At 59.3% G+C, this 17,446-nt stretch carries 16 protein-coding genes and 1 pseudogene; 13 read left to right on the forward strand and 4 right to left on the reverse strand.

Features of this window, described 5'->3' with window-relative positions:
• Positions 1-16: 16 nt before the first annotated feature.
• Positions 17-1,249, reverse strand: coding sequence for an arginine deiminase (locus tag GC125_RS00580; RefSeq protein WP_151983252.1), 1,233 nt, complete (start codon positions 1,247-1,249; stop codon positions 17-19).
• A 24-nt stretch (positions 1,250-1,273) separates the two neighbouring features.
• The gene (arcD, locus tag GC125_RS00585) at positions 1,274-2,743 is read right to left on the reverse strand and encodes an arginine-ornithine antiporter (protein WP_151983253.1); all 1,470 of its coding nucleotides are present in this window, start codon (positions 2,741-2,743) and stop codon (positions 1,274-1,276) included.
• 348 nt (positions 2,744-3,091) lie between these two features.
• On the opposite strand from arcD, the pseudogene GC125_RS00590 reads away from it, so the two are divergent.
• The 7 genes and pseudogenes from GC125_RS00590 to GC125_RS00620 all read left to right on the forward strand — a co-directional run.
• Positions 3,092-3,347, forward strand: a pseudogene (locus tag GC125_RS00590) (VIT1/CCC1 transporter family protein); the annotation flags it as partial.
• 209 nt (positions 3,348-3,556) lie between these two features.
• Positions 3,557-3,769: a YgaP family membrane protein gene (locus GC125_RS00595; protein ID WP_151983254.1), complete on the forward strand. Its 213-nt coding sequence runs from the start codon at positions 3,557-3,559 to the stop codon at positions 3,767-3,769.
• A gap of 200 nt (positions 3,770-3,969) precedes the next feature.
• Positions 3,970-4,311: a c-type cytochrome gene (locus GC125_RS00600; protein ID WP_151983255.1), complete on the forward strand. Its 342-nt coding sequence runs from the start codon at positions 3,970-3,972 to the stop codon at positions 4,309-4,311.
• Positions 4,312-5,171: 860 nt separating this feature from the next.
• Positions 5,172-6,008, forward strand: a complete 837-nt coding sequence (locus tag GC125_RS00605) for a universal stress protein (RefSeq protein WP_151983256.1) — start codon at positions 5,172-5,174, stop codon at positions 6,006-6,008.
• Between the two features lie 309 nt (positions 6,009-6,317).
• On the forward strand, positions 6,318-7,505 hold the full coding sequence (locus tag GC125_RS00610; protein ID WP_286165307.1) for a PAS domain-containing sensor histidine kinase: 1,188 nt from the start codon (positions 6,318-6,320) through the stop codon (positions 7,503-7,505).
• Positions 7,498-8,094 (forward strand): response regulator transcription factor, encoded by a 597-nt coding sequence (locus tag GC125_RS00615; RefSeq protein ID WP_151983257.1) that lies wholly within the window; start codon positions 7,498-7,500, stop codon positions 8,092-8,094. The genes GC125_RS00610 and GC125_RS00615 overlap by 8 nt, the downstream gene beginning before the upstream one ends.
• A 530-nt stretch (positions 8,095-8,624) precedes the next feature.
• Positions 8,625-9,287: a Crp/Fnr family transcriptional regulator gene (locus GC125_RS00620; RefSeq protein WP_151983258.1), complete on the forward strand. Its 663-nt coding sequence runs from the start codon at positions 8,625-8,627 to the stop codon at positions 9,285-9,287.
• A gap of 680 nt (positions 9,288-9,967) precedes the next feature.
• Here the strand turns inward: GC125_RS00620 and GC125_RS00625 are convergent.
• Together GC125_RS00625 and GC125_RS00630 are read right to left on the reverse strand one after the other, a co-directional pair.
• Positions 9,968-10,441, reverse strand: a complete 474-nt coding sequence (locus GC125_RS00625; protein WP_199864388.1) for a DUF411 domain-containing protein — start codon at positions 10,439-10,441, stop codon at positions 9,968-9,970.
• Positions 10,442-10,549: 108 nt separating this feature from the next.
• Positions 10,550-13,063 carry a heavy metal translocating P-type ATPase gene (locus tag GC125_RS00630; RefSeq protein ID WP_151983260.1) on the reverse strand — a complete coding sequence of 838 codons (2,514 nt, stop codon included), beginning with the start codon at positions 13,061-13,063 and terminating at the stop codon, positions 10,550-10,552.
• A gap of 153 nt (positions 13,064-13,216) precedes the next feature.
• Between GC125_RS00630 and GC125_RS00635 the strand changes: the two genes are divergently transcribed.
• The 6 genes from GC125_RS00635 (at position 13,217) to GC125_RS00655 (ending at position 17,439) form a co-directional block, all read left to right on the forward strand.
• Positions 13,217-13,414 (forward strand): heavy-metal-associated domain-containing protein, encoded by a 198-nt coding sequence (locus tag GC125_RS00635; RefSeq protein ID WP_151983261.1) that lies wholly within the window; start codon positions 13,217-13,219, stop codon positions 13,412-13,414.
• 500 nt (positions 13,415-13,914) lie between these two features.
• Entirely contained in the window at positions 13,915-14,409 is a 495-nt protein-coding gene (gene copM / locus GC125_RS00640) for a CopM family metallochaperone (RefSeq protein WP_151983262.1), read from the forward strand.
• Between the two features lie 121 nt (positions 14,410-14,530).
• Positions 14,531-14,932, forward strand: a complete 402-nt coding sequence (cueR, locus tag GC125_RS00645) for a Cu(I)-responsive transcriptional regulator (RefSeq protein WP_151983263.1) — start codon at positions 14,531-14,533, stop codon at positions 14,930-14,932.
• A 12-nt stretch (positions 14,933-14,944) separates the two neighbouring features.
• Positions 14,945-15,073 carry a hypothetical protein gene (locus GC125_RS20190; RefSeq protein ID WP_286165308.1) on the forward strand — a complete coding sequence of 43 codons (129 nt, stop codon included), beginning with the start codon at positions 14,945-14,947 and terminating at the stop codon, positions 15,071-15,073.
• Between the two features lie 157 nt (positions 15,074-15,230).
• Entirely contained in the window at positions 15,231-15,662 is a 432-nt protein-coding gene (locus GC125_RS00650; protein ID WP_151983264.1) for a hypothetical protein, read from the forward strand.
• A gap of 67 nt (positions 15,663-15,729) precedes the next feature.
• Positions 15,730-17,439, forward strand: coding sequence for an efflux RND transporter periplasmic adaptor subunit (locus GC125_RS00655; protein WP_151983265.1), 1,710 nt, complete (start codon positions 15,730-15,732; stop codon positions 17,437-17,439).
• Positions 17,440-17,446: the final 7 nt, after the last annotated feature.

A 17,446-nucleotide genomic window follows, 5' to 3' on the forward strand; every position in this document is an offset into this window, starting at 1 on the left:
TCTCGCCCCCTTGAATTCAGGTTGCTTCGCGGATGGTCGGGCAGCTCATGCAGTGTGCGCCGCCGCGCCCACGGCCAAGCTCCGCACCAGGAATTGCCAGGACCTCGACGCCGACGGCCTTGAGAGCTGCATTGGTATCGTCGTTGCGGTCATAGCCGATTACGACTCCGGGGCGCAGCGCCAGGACGTTGTTGCCGTCATTCCACTGCTCACGGGCCCGCTCCTCCTGGGTATTGCCGCCGGTCGGCACGATCTGCAGTTTCTTGTAGCCAAGAACTTCGGCCACGATTTCGAAGATCGGGCGCGGGTCGTGGCGGAACGCCAGCGGCGCCGTTCCCTCGCCGGGACGGATGTCGTAGCAAGTCAGTTCGTCGGCGACTTCCTTGAAGGTCGTCACCACATCCCCGCCGCACAGCGTGAACACGGTGTCGAGGTGCATCGCTGCGCGCGATTTCGGGATGCGAAAGGCCAGAACGCGGTCCACAACACCCTTGGCGAAAAGCGCTTGCGCGAGTTGCCCGATGCCTTGTGGCGACGACCGCTCGCCCATGCCTACCAAAACCGTGCGGTTGCCGACCGGCATGATGTCGCCGCCCTCGAGCGTGGCCAGCCCGTGCTCGTTGGTCGGATCGCCCCAATGGATTTCGGCCTTGCTGGCGAACGTAGGGTGAAACCGGTAGATTGCCGTGTTTAGTAAGGTTTCCGGGCGGCGTGCAGCCCAGTACATCGGGTTCACGACAACGCCACCATAAATCCAGGCCGAGTTGTCGCGCGTGAATATGGCATTGGGCAGGGGCGGCAGGATGAAACCGTGATGGCCGAGGTAGCCGCCGAACAGACCCGTCGGGCTGAATGGCAGATCGTCTGCGGCCAGTCCGCCCAGAAGGCATTCCGCCAGGTCGGCGCCCGGCAGTTCATCCATCCAGCCGCGCAATTCGCTGATCATGCCAACGCCGACTTGATCGGCGCTGATCCTGTGGTCCAGCACGTAGGCGCGGCCTTCCGCCGTCTCCAATGTCTCGGCCAGTAGCACGTTGACGTCCAATACCTCGACGCCTTCGTCGCGCATGGTTGCGGCAAAGACGTCATGATCCTTTTGTGCCTGCTTGACCCAGAACACGTCGTCGAACAGCAGTTCCTGACAATTGGCGGGCGTCAGGCGCCGATGGGCAAGGCCCGGGCGGCAGACGATGACCTGGTGCAGCTTACCCGCTTCCGAATGAACCCCGAGTTTCATTTCCGCGTTCATCTCAGGGTTCCTCAATTCAAGGGGTCAAAGCGCGCTAATGGCGCCGGTCCACATCAGGTAGGCGGCGATGCCTGCCGCGATCACGATTCCTGTGCCGATCATCGCCTCAATACCGGAAAAGGCCTTTTCGCCCCTTGCGGAGCGGGCGAACCAGTAGACCGGAACCCCGACGGCATAGAGGATGGCGCACATCAGTAGGTAATTCGGCCCTGCGGCATAGATCAGCCACGCGCCATAAACCGTGGCCAGTGCGCCGGTGAACATGTCGCGGCCACGCCCCTCACCCGCCCCATAGCTTTCGCCGCTCAGCGCCAGCTTGAAGGCATAAGCGCCAGAGAGCACGTAAGGCACCAGGATCGCGGTCGAGGCGATGTAGAACAGGGCGAGATAGGTCGAGTTCGCGAAAAATGTGACGATCAGGAATATCTGCACGAAGATGTTGGTGATCCACAGCGACCCGGCAGGAGACCCATTCGCGTTTTCGGTCGCAAACACCTTCGGCAGCATGCCCTCCTTTGCCGCGCGATAAGGAATTTCGGCGGCAAACAACGTCCAGCTCAGGAACGCGCCAGCCACCGAGATGACAAGCCCGATCCTCACGAGAACCGAACCCCAGGGACCAACGACCTGTTCCAGCACGTTGGCCATCGATGCCGACGAAGGCAGGGCGGCGAGTTCAGCCTGGTTCATGACGCCGAAGGACAGCAGCGATACGCACAAATAGACGCCGAGCGCGATGACGAATCCGATGATCGTGGCGCGACCAATGTCCTCCCGTCTGGCGGCGCGGCCGGAAACGACGCTTGCGCCTTCGATCCCGATGAAGACCCAGAGCGTGACAAGCATCGTGCTTTTGACCTGGTCCATGATGCTGCCAAGGTCGGGTGTCTGTGTCCCCCAGAAATCAGTGCTGATCTTCGGCGGGTTGAACGCCAACGTCACGAGCAGGATGAACAGCAGGATAGGTAGCAATTTCGCGATTGTAGTAACGACATTGATGATGGCGGCCTGTCGGATACCCATAAGAATCAGCGCATGGGTGATCCACAGAACAACCGAGGCGCCGATGATCGCCTGAACCGTGTTCCCCTCGGCGCCGAAGGCTGGATAAAAATAGCTCAGGGCACCGAAGATCAGCACGACATAGGATACGTTGCCCAGCCACGCGCTGAGCCAGTAGCCCCAGGCACTGTTGAAGCCGACGAAATCGCCGAAGCCGGCCCGGGCATAGGCATAGGGACCCGCGTCGAGCGCAGGCTTTCGGGTCGACAGTCCCTGATAGACGAAGGCCAGCGCAAGCATGCCGATGCCGGTGATCAGCCAACCGATGACGACGGCACCCGGAGATGCACCCTTGGCCATGTTCTGCGGCAGGCTGAAAACGCCGCCGCCAATCATTGAACCTACGACGAGGGCGACAAGCGCGACCAATCCGAGCTTGCCGGATGACCTGCTATCGGCCTTCGGCGCCCCTTCGAGACCCGTGATAGCCATGCTTTCTCTCCCCCAAACCCAGGGTTTGTGCCGGCGTCGGTCGCCACTCCTCCAGAAACGGCTATCGCCGAAGTGCTTGATCAATTCCGCGAGGACACAAGGTGATTCAATGGCACTTGACTGGATTTGACATAATATTACCCCCTGATTCCCGAGACGTACTGATCCAGGTCAAGGCGCTTGCAATACTTAACCGTACGATATGTCAGAATTTGCTCTAGCTGGGTGTTTATTACCGACCGACGGATCTAATCCGGCGATCGCCTTCTAATTTCCAACACCGCTGTTTCTAACTACCAAAGTAGAAGCTGAAGACGTAGAAATTAAGAACAATCCCCGAGGCCTGCCATGTCGCGCCTTCACACACATCCCGAGTCCCATCTCGTTTCCCGCATCGGCTGGCTGCGGGCGGCGGTGCTGGCGCGAATGACGGCATCGTGTCGAGCGCCAGCCTGATCGTCGGGTTGGCGCGGCGTCGGCCGCGACATCCGAGGTTCTGGTGGCAGGTGTTGCTGGTCTGGTGGCGGACGCGATGTCCATGACGGCGGGCGAGAATGTCTCGGTCAGTTCGCAGTCCGACACCGAACAGCGTGGCCAATCTCGTTGCGAGACCTCTGGGCATGCTCGAGACGGCTACGATGTATCGTGCCATCGTCCTGGCGGTGACCATCGGGTAGTGACCTGTTTCCAATCGGTCGGCGGGTATTTCTTCCTCTGAACAGGATGCGACGGTTAATCTTGATCCCGATCAAGGCGAACGTATCGCCATGCTGATTGAATGCATGGCATCGGATCCATCTATAGGAGACTGCCATGTTTTCTAGCAATGTTGGCCCAATCGACCGGGTGATCAGGATTGGCGTCGGCTTAGCGATCTTGTCGCTTTTCTTTGCCTACCCGGCGAGCGACTGGCGTTATTGGAGCTTTCTTGGCTTTGTGCCTCTTCTAACCGGGGTCTTAGGCACGTGTCCGCTCTACAGCATGCTTGGAATGTCGACCCGTCGGGCAGAACCCGATGAGGGGTGAGGCGGTGTTAGTACACGTCACCTCGTGTCCATGAGGGCAGAGGTGGAATAGATCGTTGGACCAATCCGACCGACCAGCAACCATCCGACGCTAGCGGAGATCAGGATGAACCGGTTCAGATCACAGATAACCGTGAGGACATGACGAGGGGTATCGAAGAACGACCTTCAACGCAGAAGACAGCTTGGGAGAGCGGAACAATGTGCAGACGCAACACCTCATTCTATCAGCGGCTATTAAGCTCCATACTTGTCGTCGTTGCTGCTTATCTGACATGTTCCACGCCTGTCCTTTCTGCATCTGCTGGCAGGGATCTTGTCGAAGCGAACTGCTCTCGGTGTCACGCCATCGACATCGCGGACAGCAGCCAACATCCCGCGGCACCAGCTTTTCGTGATCTCCACGAGCGCTATCCACTTGATGCTTTGGAGGAGGCTTTCGCCGAAGGGATTTACGTCGGGCATCCGGACATGCCCGAGTTCATTGCGACACCCCAACAAACTGAAGCGATTATTGACTATATCCAGAGGCTATCCCGCTGAATGCCGAAATGAGGAGCGTAGCGGATTTGGCACACCCGCCAAGGCGACTCCGTGATTATCAGTGGGTCCGCGTCGCAAATCTCGTGTGCTTCCACCACCGCAAGGGCACCAGATGTATAAGCTTCCAAGATCGACTCAGCAGATGAAGAGTGTGGATGCCGAATTCATCAAAAACACTGCTGCCTGGGGACCCAGCGGAACCCTGACAGTTTTCAGTCGACTGCCGAGCGCAGACAACGGTAGGCATCGGAAAGGAACAATAAGAGCCTTTGATCTGACCTCGGTTTTTCTGCCGGGGCGTCGACTTGAGTGTTTCGACTGTGTCGAAGCGCTTGTGGAACACTGGGCGGTTCCCAGGGAGTGGTCATGAACAGCACCAAGCACTTGGTAGTTTTAAGTTTGTAATTATTCGCTGAATTCAACCCTTACTGGCGATTGCCTTGAAGTCTGCTCCTTAATTTGCGCGGTTCAGCCTAAGTCCGCTTTAGCCGGACGATCGACTATTCAAGTGGCCCAATAGGGGCAGAAACTGTCGGCAAATTCAGCCCGCGTTCGGTGGCAGCTATTCGGCTTTAGAGATGCACAACCGGACAGTCCGGTATCGGCCCCTGATAAGTCGTTCAAGCTTCTTGGACCAGTGTCCAAAAGCAGACCTCAGTCACCAGTGATTTGATCAGTATCGCCGCATCGTCGCCCTCGTTGCGCTCTTCACGCTTGCCTCGGGCCTCGCGCCACTGGTGGAGAATAACCGATGGCCGCATTGCTGAGCACCAAAACTCGTTAGAACTTGATCTTGCGCAAGCCCACTCACGTTCGATCGCTGTATGCAGGAGTCGCGGCTTTGACCCAGGAGAACGACCATGACGTTCAAGACTGTGCTGAACATAGTCGGCCACGAGCAGCGAGACGGTGATGTCAAGCTTGCGATGGAGCTCTGTGAGAGCGCAAACGCGCATCTCAGCGTAATGATCATCGGCATCGCGGCGCCACCGCCAGTCGGCGATTATGCTTCCGTTATTTCAGACGCGTGGCTGGCCGAGCGCGAAGCGGACGTGGAGCAGCTCGGCGATTGCGTCGAGGCCTTTGAGGGTCTCCTGCAGCAACGTGGGCTCTCTGCTGATATAACATCTGATTACGTAGAAACGGCCAGCGCCGATGAGGCCGTTGGGCTACGCGCACGCTATTGCGACCTCGCGGTGATCGGGCCCGACTTGCTTGCAACCCACCATCTTAAATATCGCGTGGCAAATGGTGTCTTGTTTCATGCGCAGCGTCCGCTTCTCCTGATGCCGAGAGGCGCTGCGGTCTCGCTTTCGCCAAAACGTATCGTGATTGGGTGGAATTCGACGCTCGAAGCCGCGCGTGCGGTGCGCGAGGCGCTAGACTTGATCGATAAGGCCGACGACGTACGCATCGTGCTTGTCGATCCAAAAACGTCAGATCGGGCAAATGGACCGGAACCTGGCGCCGACGTCGCGGCCTATCTCGCACGTCATGGGGCGAAAGTGACGGTGGAACGAGTGGCGAGCGGAGGCGAGATGGCCGGCGCCGTTCTGATGCAGCACGCCCGCGACGCTTCGGCCGATATGTTGGTGCTGGGCGCCTATGGACATTCACGGTTACGTCAGCGCATGTTTGGAGGTGTGACAAGCATGATGATTGATGCGCCGGAAATACCGACTTTCCTTGCGCGATAGTTGTGGCCATTCGGCCAAAGCGGCTGATCCGTCGCGTGAGCGATCATCATCTGAGAGGACCGCGGCCCAGACGCAAATACCTAGCCGCTTGTGGGGTGATAAGTTCGCGTCTTCCCGGTATAATTTCCTAAACGTTGCATGCCTTTGATGGAATTAGTTTTGCTTCATTGGAAACTGGCTCTCCGCTTGGCACCCAAGGCGCGTTGGAAGGGGTTGCGGTCATCATCGTCACCAATGACCGTCAATTGCAGATCAGTTGTTCTGTTGTTGACCGCACTTGACGCAGACGTGACAGACTTGACAGATTGAGTGAAAGTCACGCCGAACATCGCAACCTTCAATCTGCGTCACAAGGTTCACTCTGTGAAAGATAATTCGGTGTCCGAGGCGCGGCTGGCGAGTATGCTCGATACCGCTGTCGACGGCATCGTAGTCATCGACGAACGCGGGACGATCCTGAGCTTTAACAAGGCCTCCGAAAAGCTCTTTGGCTATCCGCCCGAGCAAGTTATCGGACGGAACGTCAAATGTATTATGCCCTCGCGTTATGCCAAAGAGCATGACGACTATCTTTCGCATTATCGTGACACGGGAGAGCGCCGCATCATTGGAATTGGCCGTGAGGTCGAGGGCATGCATCGTGACGGAGCAATTATACCTGTCGAACTTTCGGTCGGCGAGGCGCAGACGCCGGATGGCCGCCAGTTCATCGGTATCATTCGCGATTTGCGTTCCAGGCGGGCCACAGAGGAGCGTATGCGCGACCTTCAAAGCCAGCTTGTCCATATGGCCCGCGTTTCTGCGATCGATGAAATGGGCGCCGCGCTCGCACATGAACTGAATCAGCCTTTGACGGCATTAATGCTCTATTTAGAGGCTGTTCAGCGCGGTCTATCGAAGGAATGGACCGTCGATGATCTGCGGTCGCAGGCCCTCGACAATGCACTACGCGAGGCTCAGCGCGCGGCTGGCATCGTACAACGCATGCGAGGCTTTCTAGACCGCGGCGATCAGCGACGTCGCATGGTCGACCTCGAACGCCTTCTCGATGAGGCGGTCGAACTGACCAAGATGGGGCGTCGTTCGGACGGTGTGACGATCACACGGACTGATGATCCGCAGATGCCGCTGATCAGGGCCGACCCAATACAGGTTCAGCAGGTCTTCGTGAACCTTCTCCGCAATGCCTTTGATGCCGTGGAAGGGCAGCCGCGACCAGAAATTAACATAGACACCAGATATGACGGATGGAGGGCTAAGGTTGTCGTCGGCGACAACGGCCGTGGCATAGCGCCGAATGCCTTGCAGGATCTCTTCAAAGCCTTCTCCTCCAGCAAACGGAAGGGTATGGGCCTTGGTCTGGCGATCTCGCGTTCAATCGCGCAAAGCCACGGGGGTGATCTGACTGTAGATCCTGGTGGACACGGCCGCGGCGCTCGTTTCGAGTTGACCTTGCCCGCCGGAGATCCAGCAGTGCAGAGCTCCGGTCATGACTGATCATGCGAAGCTGATTCATGTCGTCGATGACGACGCGGCCGTGCTGGATGCGCTCGGTATTATTCTGCGAATGGAAGGCTATGAGGTGCAGGGCTTCGAATCAGGCGATGCCTTCGTTCGTGCCATCGCCCATCGGTTCCCAGATTGCCTCCTTCTCGACGTGCATATGCCAGGTCGATCGGGCCTCGACATCCTGCGTGTTCTCGAGCAAAGCCGTTTTCCCGCACCAGTCATTGTCATCACCGGGCAGGGCGATATTCCGATGGCGGTCCAAGCTGTGAAGTTGGGCGCACTCGACTTTCTTGAAAAACCATTTGATGTCGATCGTCTGATCGAGCGTGTCAGACAGGCGATCGATGGGGCACCGGCTGATAGTTTCCAATCGGGTTTTGCGGGCGATGATCGCCTGTCAGAGCGGGAGGCGGAAGTGCTCGCGCAGGTCGTCGGCGGCGCTCGGGACAAAGAAGCTGCGATTGCACTCGGCATCAGTCCGCGAACGGTGGAGGCGCATCGTAAGAGCATCATGGCCAAGCTCGGGGCCCGAACGCTCGCCGACCTCCTGCGGATCGTCTACTCCAAGCGAAGGTGAAAACATCCGCTATTTGATGCATCTCAAGACCGTCGTGGCGGTTACTCGCAGAATGGGCGCTCGTTCCATCCAGCGAGGGCCTACTGTTCATGAGCCTGCACATCGTCGTGGGGGACCCTGGCCTGAGGGACTCGCTGATGGTCATCCTCAGAATGCATGGATACGAGGTGAAGGCCCAAGCCGGCTTGCGCTCTCTCCGGCAAAGCGGGGTAGCTGGTCATGATATGGTCATTGTCGATCAAGATCTGCCGCCCGGCGAGGCAGGCCTACTCATAGACTGGTGGCGGCAAAACACAGCTGGTGCGCGCTTATCGTTCTGACGGGATTGAAGGGCCGAGCCATGAAAGCGAGTTGCGGGGAGACCGGAAGCGCGGCGCTATTACCGAAGCCGTTTCAGGCTGCTGAACTCCTGGCGCTCATCCAGATGCCGGAAGCGATGGGGTAGGGGATTTCCCTGAGAGTTAGGCCGAATATTCCGACAGGGAGCAAGAGCGTAGTCTTCCGGTACCCAATTCCGGAGAGGCCAGCCCATGTTGTTTGCCATCACACCTTCAGGCGAAGAGAAATCTGCCGCCGCAATGGGTATGCGCCGCAGCTTTCTGGCCCGTGAAATCATCTGCCAGCAAGGCGATACTGCCGAATGCGTCTACCGGCTCGGGCACGGCGTCGTTATGCTTTACCAGATACTGCAAGACGGAAGGCGTCAGATCGTCGATGTTCTTGACGCCGGCGATTATTTTGGCTTTGGGGATGGTAATGTCCAGGATTGCTTTGCTGAAACGCTAACCGACTGCGAAATCACTGTTTGGCGCATCCGAGAGGCGCAAAGCTGCCCCGTCTGGTGCGAAGGGTTCTCCCGCGGGGTGCAACGCAAGCTTGGCGCTATGCATGATCATGTCACGCTGCTGGGCAAGAAAACGGCGCTTGAGCGCGTCTCCAGCATGTTGATGCGCCTCGTGCGCGAATGCGCCGGTCGTGTCTGCCGGGGCGCACCTCCATCCGGCTACGCTACACGCATTCATGACCTTCACATGTCCCGCCAGGAAATGGCCGACTATCTTGGCCTCACACTGGAAACGGTGAGCCGTGCAATCTCGCAATTGAAGCGCGATGGGCTGATTGAACTACCGCGACCAAGCCAGATCGTGATCAAGGACCCCTGCCGCCTGTGTCGTCTCGCAGTGTTGCACTGAAGATCGCTGTTTTTGATCCAAGACAATAGCTGGCGTTTTCGGGCTCAACTACTTATTGGCATGCGGCTCCGCAGCTGCGGGCATGGATCCAGATGGTATTGGACTGAAACTCTCCAGCGCTTTCTTCAGCATAGTGATCGAGCCGATCTGGCCCGCAATCTTCCTAGGCTTCCCGGGGCAGACTTGGTTCAGAAGAGCTGGGTTTTGACACCGAAACGTCTGCAGACCATGACTCCGGCCCGTCGGTTGGTGTTCCCGACTGACTTCGAATTTCCCATGATGGCCGATGCGGTTTTTCATGTAAAACCTGGATCGCCAAAAGCGAAGTTGGAGGCCGAGGAGCTACAGCAGCTCTCAAAACGGATTGAGCGCGGTCGAAGGTCGTCTTCGCGATCAGCTAAAACTCAACGGCAGCTACTCAGTTTTCAGCGCCCATAACCGGACCGTCTGGGTACGGCCCGGAAGGCGCCAGTGGGAGAATACTTCCCGACCTGCGTATACTAGAGTCAACGATCGTACCGGGTGCGGACAACGGAATGGCAACCGCTTGCCACGCGTCTCCTGAAGCGGGTCACCCTTATCGAACTAGCGCGACCGGCAACCTGCAGGACCTCACATCATCATCGAGCCAATACGAGAGTTGATATAGGCGTCCGATACAAGCAATAGACGCTCGGGACTCAGGCCGCACCATAGCTGGAGAAGACTTCGGTCGACCCATCGCGTCGGATCAGGAACACTTCATAGGCCTCGCGCTTAATCTCCGGGCCCATGCCGGGCGATCCGTAGGGCATCCCAGGCACGGCGAGGCCAATGGCGTCCGGTCGCTCCTGAAGCAGCCGCCGGATATCGGCGGGCGGGACATGACCTTCAATCATGTAGCCGGCGATCCTGCCGGTGTGACAAGAACCCATCCCTTGCGGGATGCCGTTGTCGATCTTGTAGCGCGCAAGCGTCGTGCCCATGCTCTCCTCGACAGTCACCTCAAACCCCTCTGCCTGCATGATCTCGACCCAGGCCGAGCAACATCCGCAGTTCGGATCCTTCAGCACATGGAGAGCAGGTCGTGTGTCGGCCATGGTGGGGACCGCTGCGGCAACCGATGCAGCGCATGCACCTAGGATGAAGCCTCGACGGGAAAGTATCAGATCCATCTCTTCCTCCATATTTCGAGGTGTCCAGCGCGATCCCTCACGGTGGCTCGAGCCATGTCTACCGCAGACGGCCACCGCATGCCATGCGGCGCATTTTACAATGCCTCGTCATCGACCGACGTCGGCGATTGGAGTCCGAAAGCGTTTCAGCCTCATCGCATTGCCCAACACGAACACGCTCGACATCGCCATGGCTCCAGCCGCGAGCACTGGCGACAGGAGCCAGCCGAAGGCGGGATAGAGCGCACCTGCCGCAACCGGGATAAGCGCGGTGTTGTAGGCAAAGGCCCAGAACAGGTTCTGTCGAATGTTCCGGATCGTTGCCTTGGACAGCGCAATCGCATTGGGAACGCCCATCAGGCTGCCCGACATCAGGACCACGTCGGCAGCCTCTATGGCGATGTCGGTTCCCGTACCGATGGCGATGCCGACATCGGCTTCGGCCAATGCGGGCGCGTCGTTGATGCCGTCCCCGACATAGGCTAGCCCGCCGTATTGGTGCTTAAGCGCTCTGACGGCTTCCACCTTGCCGTCCGGCAGCACCTCGGCCACAACCTCGTCGATCCCGAGCTGTCGTGCAATGGCATCTGCCGTGCGCCGATTGTCGCCGGTGATCATCGCAACCTTCAATCCTAGGGCGTGCAGGGCTCGGATTGCCTCGGGCGTGGAGGACTTGATCGGATCGGCGACGGCAATGATTGCTGCAAGCTTGCCGTCGACGGCGGCATAGAGAGGCGACTTGCCCTCGTCGGCCAGCCGCGCGGCAATTGTCGCGAACACCCCTACATCGAGCCCGAGCTTCGCCATGAACCGATCGGCTCCGATTTCAACGTGGCGTCCGCCGACATCGGCGCTGACGCCATAACCCGTGATGCTCTCGAACCGGGCCAGATCGGACAGCTTCAGCCCGTCTGCCTCAGCGGCTTCGACAACGGCGCGCGCGATCGGATGCTCCGATTTCCTCTCCACCGAGGCCACCAACGCCAGCACCTCTTCGCGGGCATGACCGACAGTGGTCTCCAGGTCGGTGAGTGTGGGCTTGCCTTCGGTGAGCGTTCCCGTCTTGTCGAGTGCGACGACGCGGGCGTCCTTGAGCGACTGCAGCGCTTCGCCCTTGCGGAACAGCACGCCCATCTCAGCGCCACGCCCGGTTCCGACCATGATCGACGTGGGCGTGGCGAGGCCCATCGCGCAGGGGCATGCGATGATCAGCACGGCGACCGCATTGACGAGCGCGAAGGTTATCGCAGGCTCCGGGCCGAGCACCGCCCAGACGAAGAAGGTCAGAGCTGCCGCCGCCATGACGGCAGGCACGAACCATAGCGTCACGCGATCAACGAGCGCCTGAATGGGAAGCTTGGATCCCTGCGCCTCCTCAACCATGCGAATAATCTGTGCGAGCATCGTGTCGGCACCGACTGCGGTTGCGCGGAATGTTAGCGCACCAGTCTGGTTGACGGTGCCGCCCACCACGGTCGCGCCTGGCCTTTTTTCGACCGGCACCGGCTCGCCCGTAATCATGGCTTCGTCGACGAAGGACGCGCCCTCAACGACCTCGCCGTCCACGGCAATCCGCTCTCCGGGGCGGACATCGACAAGGTCGCCTGTCACGACGTCAGCAAGCGCCAGCTCGACAACCTCGTCATCGCGTCGAACGCGCGCTGTCTTCGGCTGGAGACCGACAAGGCGTTTGATCGCTTCTGAGGTCCTGCCCTTGGCCCGAGCCTCGAGGTAGCGGCCTAGAAGGATCAACGTGACGATGACCGCGGCCGCCTCGAAATAGACGTTCACGGTGCCTGGGGGCAGAAGCTGCGCCGCAAATGTCGCCACGACCGAGTAGGTCCAGGCCGCCAGCGTGCCGACCGCAACCAGCGAATTCATGTCCGGCGCGCCCTTGATGATCGCCGGTAGTCCGATCCGGTAAAAGCGCAAGCCTGGCCAGAACAGCACCACTGTCGTCAGAACGAACTGCAGATACCAGCTTTCGCGCATGCCGACGGTGTTCATGACGAGGTCATGAACCGCTGGGATGAGGTGCGAGCCCATTTCCAGCACGAATACAGGCAGCGTCAGGAGGGCCGCAACAGTGACGTCGCGGCCCAGAGCGGTTTGCTCCGCCTGCTTTCGGGACGCATGCGCCTCGTTGTCTTCGCTGCCGCTGACCATACGCGCTTCGTAACCTGCCGAGGCGACTGCAGAGACGAGATCGCGATCCGTGACTGTGCCGGAGGTCGAAAGCGACGCTCGTTCGGTGGCCAGATTCACGGTGGCGGACGCGACGCCCGGAACTGCAAGCAGCGCCTTTTCCACGCGCGCCACGCAGGACGCGCAGGTCATGCCGTCGATAGCGAGCGTGATCGAACGGCTCGGAACCTCATAGCCTGCGTCTACGATCGCCCGAACCAGACTGGCCTGATCGACAGGCTGGACCAAGGTTACATCGGCTCGCTCTGTGGCGAGGTTGACCGTCGCCTTTCCCACTCCTTCGACACGGTTCAGGGCCTTCTCGACCCGCCCGACGCAGGACGCACAGGTCATCTCGACGATAGGAAGCGAAACGGCGGTTAGTTTTAATGTCAGGTTGGAAGCGATCTTGGCGCTTTCAGTCGCGTGGACGTTCATCGTCAACTCCATTGGCGAATGCTGTTGGAGTTCTTCTGCTCTTTCCAGTCACTAGAAGGTCAACACCTATTTTCACGTGATGTCGCCCCTTGACCTTCCACGTACTGGAATCCCCATCTTCCGTTCGAGCCCGACTCATCGAAGGAGAATCCCATGAAGTTTCAGATCGACAACATGACGTGTGGCGGCTGCGCCCGGAGCGTCACCAAAGCGATCCATTCGTTAGACCCACATGCAAAGGTCGACATCGATTTGCCCCAGAAGAGCGTCAACGTGGCGTCTGTTGCTGACGAGTCAGCGGTTGTGGCAGCCCTCGAGGATGTCGGATATCCGCCCCGCCGTGCGGCGTAATGCGACAGGACGCCGTTGTGAGCTGAAACCCCGGGCCTATATGTCGAATGCATTGTTGATTTCATGATCCAGAGGTGCAGAGTACCGATGAAGCGGTCTGATCAAACATGGCGACTTGCACTGGCAGTCCTGGTGGCATTGGCCGTCATCCTCGTTTGGCCGCCTCTTACGTCGGATGCCGCTTCTTCCACCGATCACGTTGCAATCACGGCTTTGCAAAGCCACGACGCACACGCCCAAGATATCGGCGCCAAGCGGGTTCACAATGGTACCTTTGACGCAGACTGCCAGCCCTCGGCAGTCGGTTGCTGCATGATGGCTCATTGTCATCCGGGCATGTCTGTCGACGCACCCGAAATGACCATCGTTGTTGCCCGAAGCGAGACGACGGTTGCCGCGCCAGTGCGCGGCTTGGGCAACAATCCTGGCGTCATCCTGCCCCCTCCACGACGCTCGTGGCTGTGATCGCGCGACAATTCATACATTCAGGAGAACTCAAGATGACGATTACAAAGACGACCCTCGCCGCGGCAGTCGCCGCAATCGCGTTCTCGGCACCTGCTTTGGCGCAGGATTCCGAATTCCAGCTGCCCGAGCAGTGCACTTCTTCGACCGCCATGGGCGGAATGGACCACTCGGCAATGGGTCATGGTGGCATGGAGGGAGATCAGGCCGCCGCCATGGATTCCGGGATGATGGACATGATGGGAATGGGCGGCATGGACCTGGAATCCATGCCCGAGCATGTCCAGGAGAACATGCGCCGGATGATGATCAGCATGCCAGCAATGCACGAAGGCATGATGATGGAGGATGCCGACGTGGCCTTTGCTTGCGGGATGATCGCTCACCATCAGGGCGCCATCGACATGGCGGAGGTGCTGCTTGAGCATGGCGAGGATTCGCAGATGCGCGCGCTCGCCGAAGAAATCATCGCTGCACAGGTCGGCGAGATCGAGCAGATGACCACGTGGTTGGCTGAAAACGCCAACTGAGCTGCTGCTGGCCGCGCGGGGCGACCCGCGCGGCCAGCATTTTCGCTGATCGCTTAGAAACGTCTTGAGCTTCCAGTGGCTGGAGCCCCTAAATTGAGAGGCCAAGGTCAGGAGACGCGCCATGAACATCGGAAACGCCGCCAGACAATCAGGCCTGCCGCCCAAGACGATCCGCTACTACGAGGACATCGGTCTGCTAACCGCCGATCGGGCTGCCAACGGGTACCGCGATTATTCCAGCGAAGACGTTCACCGGCTCCGCTTTGTCCAGCGATCCCGTAGCCTCGGATTTTCGGTCGAAGAATGTCGGCAGCTGTTATCGCTCTACACCGACCGCGACCGCGCCAGCTCGGATGTGAAGGCGATCGCAACCGAGAAGCTCGGCGAAATCGACCGAAAGATCGCGGAGCTGACCGGACTGCGGGATATGCTCGGGCATCTGGTCGAGAACTGCCACGGCGACGCCCGCCCCGAATGCCCGATCATCGACGGGTTGGCGGCAACGACGCGACCAACAGCGTGAAAGGCTGAGACAATGATGGAAGATGGAATGATGATGGGCGACGGCATGATGTGGGGAATGGGGCTCGGGGGCCTCCTGCTCGCAGTGTTGTTGGTGCTCGTCGTTGCCGCCCTCGTGAAATACATCTTCTTCAAGCGGTAGCGCTCTCGAAGCTGTTGACGCTGAGAGGCTTTGCGATTTTCTCGCCGAGATGAAAAATCGTGTTAACAGATACACCGTAAGCTGGTTGTGATAACAGGGCTAAATTAGCCGTAATCTCCATCCCAAATGACCTCCTGATTCGGATCGTGGAAGCTTCATGCTGCAGGGCTTGCAAAAGATGTCGGTGTTGCTTGCGGGCTTTGTGCTCGCAGGATCGATGTTTTTCAGCACGACAACGGCACAGGCTCATGGGGTCCACGCAGAGCGGACCGCCATGCGTGCAACATCGATCCAAGCCCTTGCGGTTGAACTCGCGGATTATGTTCAACGCATCGACGATCAAGACGCGAAGTCATCGGTAACAGAGCCGTCGATCTTCAAAGCAATCGATCGACCGACCACTCCCGATCGGGGTGCTGACAGTTCATGCTGTGGCATTGGCACCACCGGGTGTTTTTCAGGGATTGTGAGCGAGATTGTTGCTCTCCCTCCGATTTTCCCTGACGGAATGAATTGGCACATCGGGCCGAATGGAATGGCCGACATCGACAAGGATGGCCTGATCAGGCCCCCTCAACTCTCTGTCTGAATGACAAGGCGGAGGCATGCGAAGCTTTTGCATGCGTTCTTTTCTATGTTTCAGACCGGGGTTTCCGATGGATTTCCGTATTGCTGCTGCGGCGGCGGCTGTGACCGTTACGCTTCTGTTCCTTCCGTTGTCCTACGCTCATGAAGGCCACGACCATGGCGATGCCCCGCCAGTCGTCGTTTCTCAAAGCGCTCCACGCACCGAGGCGCAAAGTGCGCTTTTCGAACTCGTCGCCGTTGCAAGCGGCGGATCACTTGAAATCTACCTTGACCGATTCGAGACCAACGAACCCGTCACGGACGCCGTCATCGAGGTCGAGACTCCCGCAGGCCCTATAAGTGCTGTTGCCGAGGCTGACGTCTATCGCCTTGAAGCGCCCTGGTCTTTGCAACCGGGCGAATACGACCTCATCTTCACAGTCTCGAGCGGCTCGGACATCGACTTTCTCACCGCCACACTGTCGGTGCCCGAGGTCGCAGCGCCTATGCTCGCCCAACGATCCGGCTGGCTCGCAAACTCAGCATTCGCGGATGAGATGCAGGAAGTTCTTGCTACGGACCTGCGCGATCGCCTGTCGCGCAATGACCCGGGTCTCATCGCCGTGGGCATCATCGGCTTTTTCGGTGGCCTTCTCGTTATGGCGGTGTTTCGCCGCCGGACAGTCTTCGCTGCTGGAACTGGCGCCGTCCTCCTTGTCATTTTCGCGGGATCGATTGCTGTCGCCCATGAGGGGCATGATCACGGAGATCAGGCGGCTTTGATGCCTGTGCCGTCCGGCCGGGACATGGCCCAGCGGCTCCCTGACGGATCAATTTTTGTGCCCAAGCCTTCACAGCGCATCCTCGCCATCCGAACAATTCTGACCGCGCAGGAGGCACACCGGCGCAGCGTTGAGATGCCAGGCCGCATCATCCCGGATCCGAATGCAAGCGGTTACGTGCAGGCGGCAATCGCCGGACGGCTGTCGCCACCTGCAGGAGGCTTCCCGAGGCTCGGCGCCCGCGTTGAGGCCGGCGACGTCCTCGCAGAGATCACGCCCCCTCTCCAGATGATCGACCAGTCCGATGTCCGGCAACGTCAGAGCGAGCTCGCGCAGGAGATCACGATAGCGGAGCAGAGGATCAGACGCTTCGAGACCTTGATCGCGAGTGGTGCGGTCGCTAGAACGACGCTTGATGAAGCCAAGATCGAGCTTGAGGGACTGAAAGAGCGGCGGTCTGCCCTGGAGCAGGTGCAGGTCCGACCGGAGCCCCTCGTTGCCCCCGTCTCCGGCATCATCGCCGCATCCAACGCCGTTGCGGGTCAGATGGCCGAAAGCAACGCGGTGATCTTTCACATCGTCGATCCTGGCCGCCTCTGGGTCGAGGCGCTCGCCTACGGCAACGACGGACAGTTCGATACTGCGGCTGCCAGCGATGGGTCCGACCGCGCGCTCACCCTCAAGTTCGAAGGTGCAGGCTTTGCCGACCGGAGTCAGGCAGTGCCCGTCCACTTCAGCATCGAAAGCGACACGAAAGGACTGAGGCTTGGCCAGATGCTGTCGGTCCTCGGACAGACACAGGAGACTGACGAAGGTTTAGCGATTCCTCGCATGAGCGTCCTGCGCGGTGCAAACGGGCAGGACATGGTCTTCCTCCATGTCGGCGCCGAACGGTTCGAGCCCCGCGAGGTGCGGATCCTGCCGCTGGACGGCGACAGAGTGTTGGTGGCCGCCGGCGTCGAGCCAGGAGCCCGCGTTGTGACGCAGGGCGCCGAACTGCTCAACCAGATCCGCTGAGGCGACG

It is taken from the genome of Rhizobium sp. EC-SD404 (genome assembly GCF_902498825.1).
Taxonomy (GTDB): Bacteria; Pseudomonadota; Alphaproteobacteria; order Rhizobiales; family Rhizobiaceae; genus Georhizobium.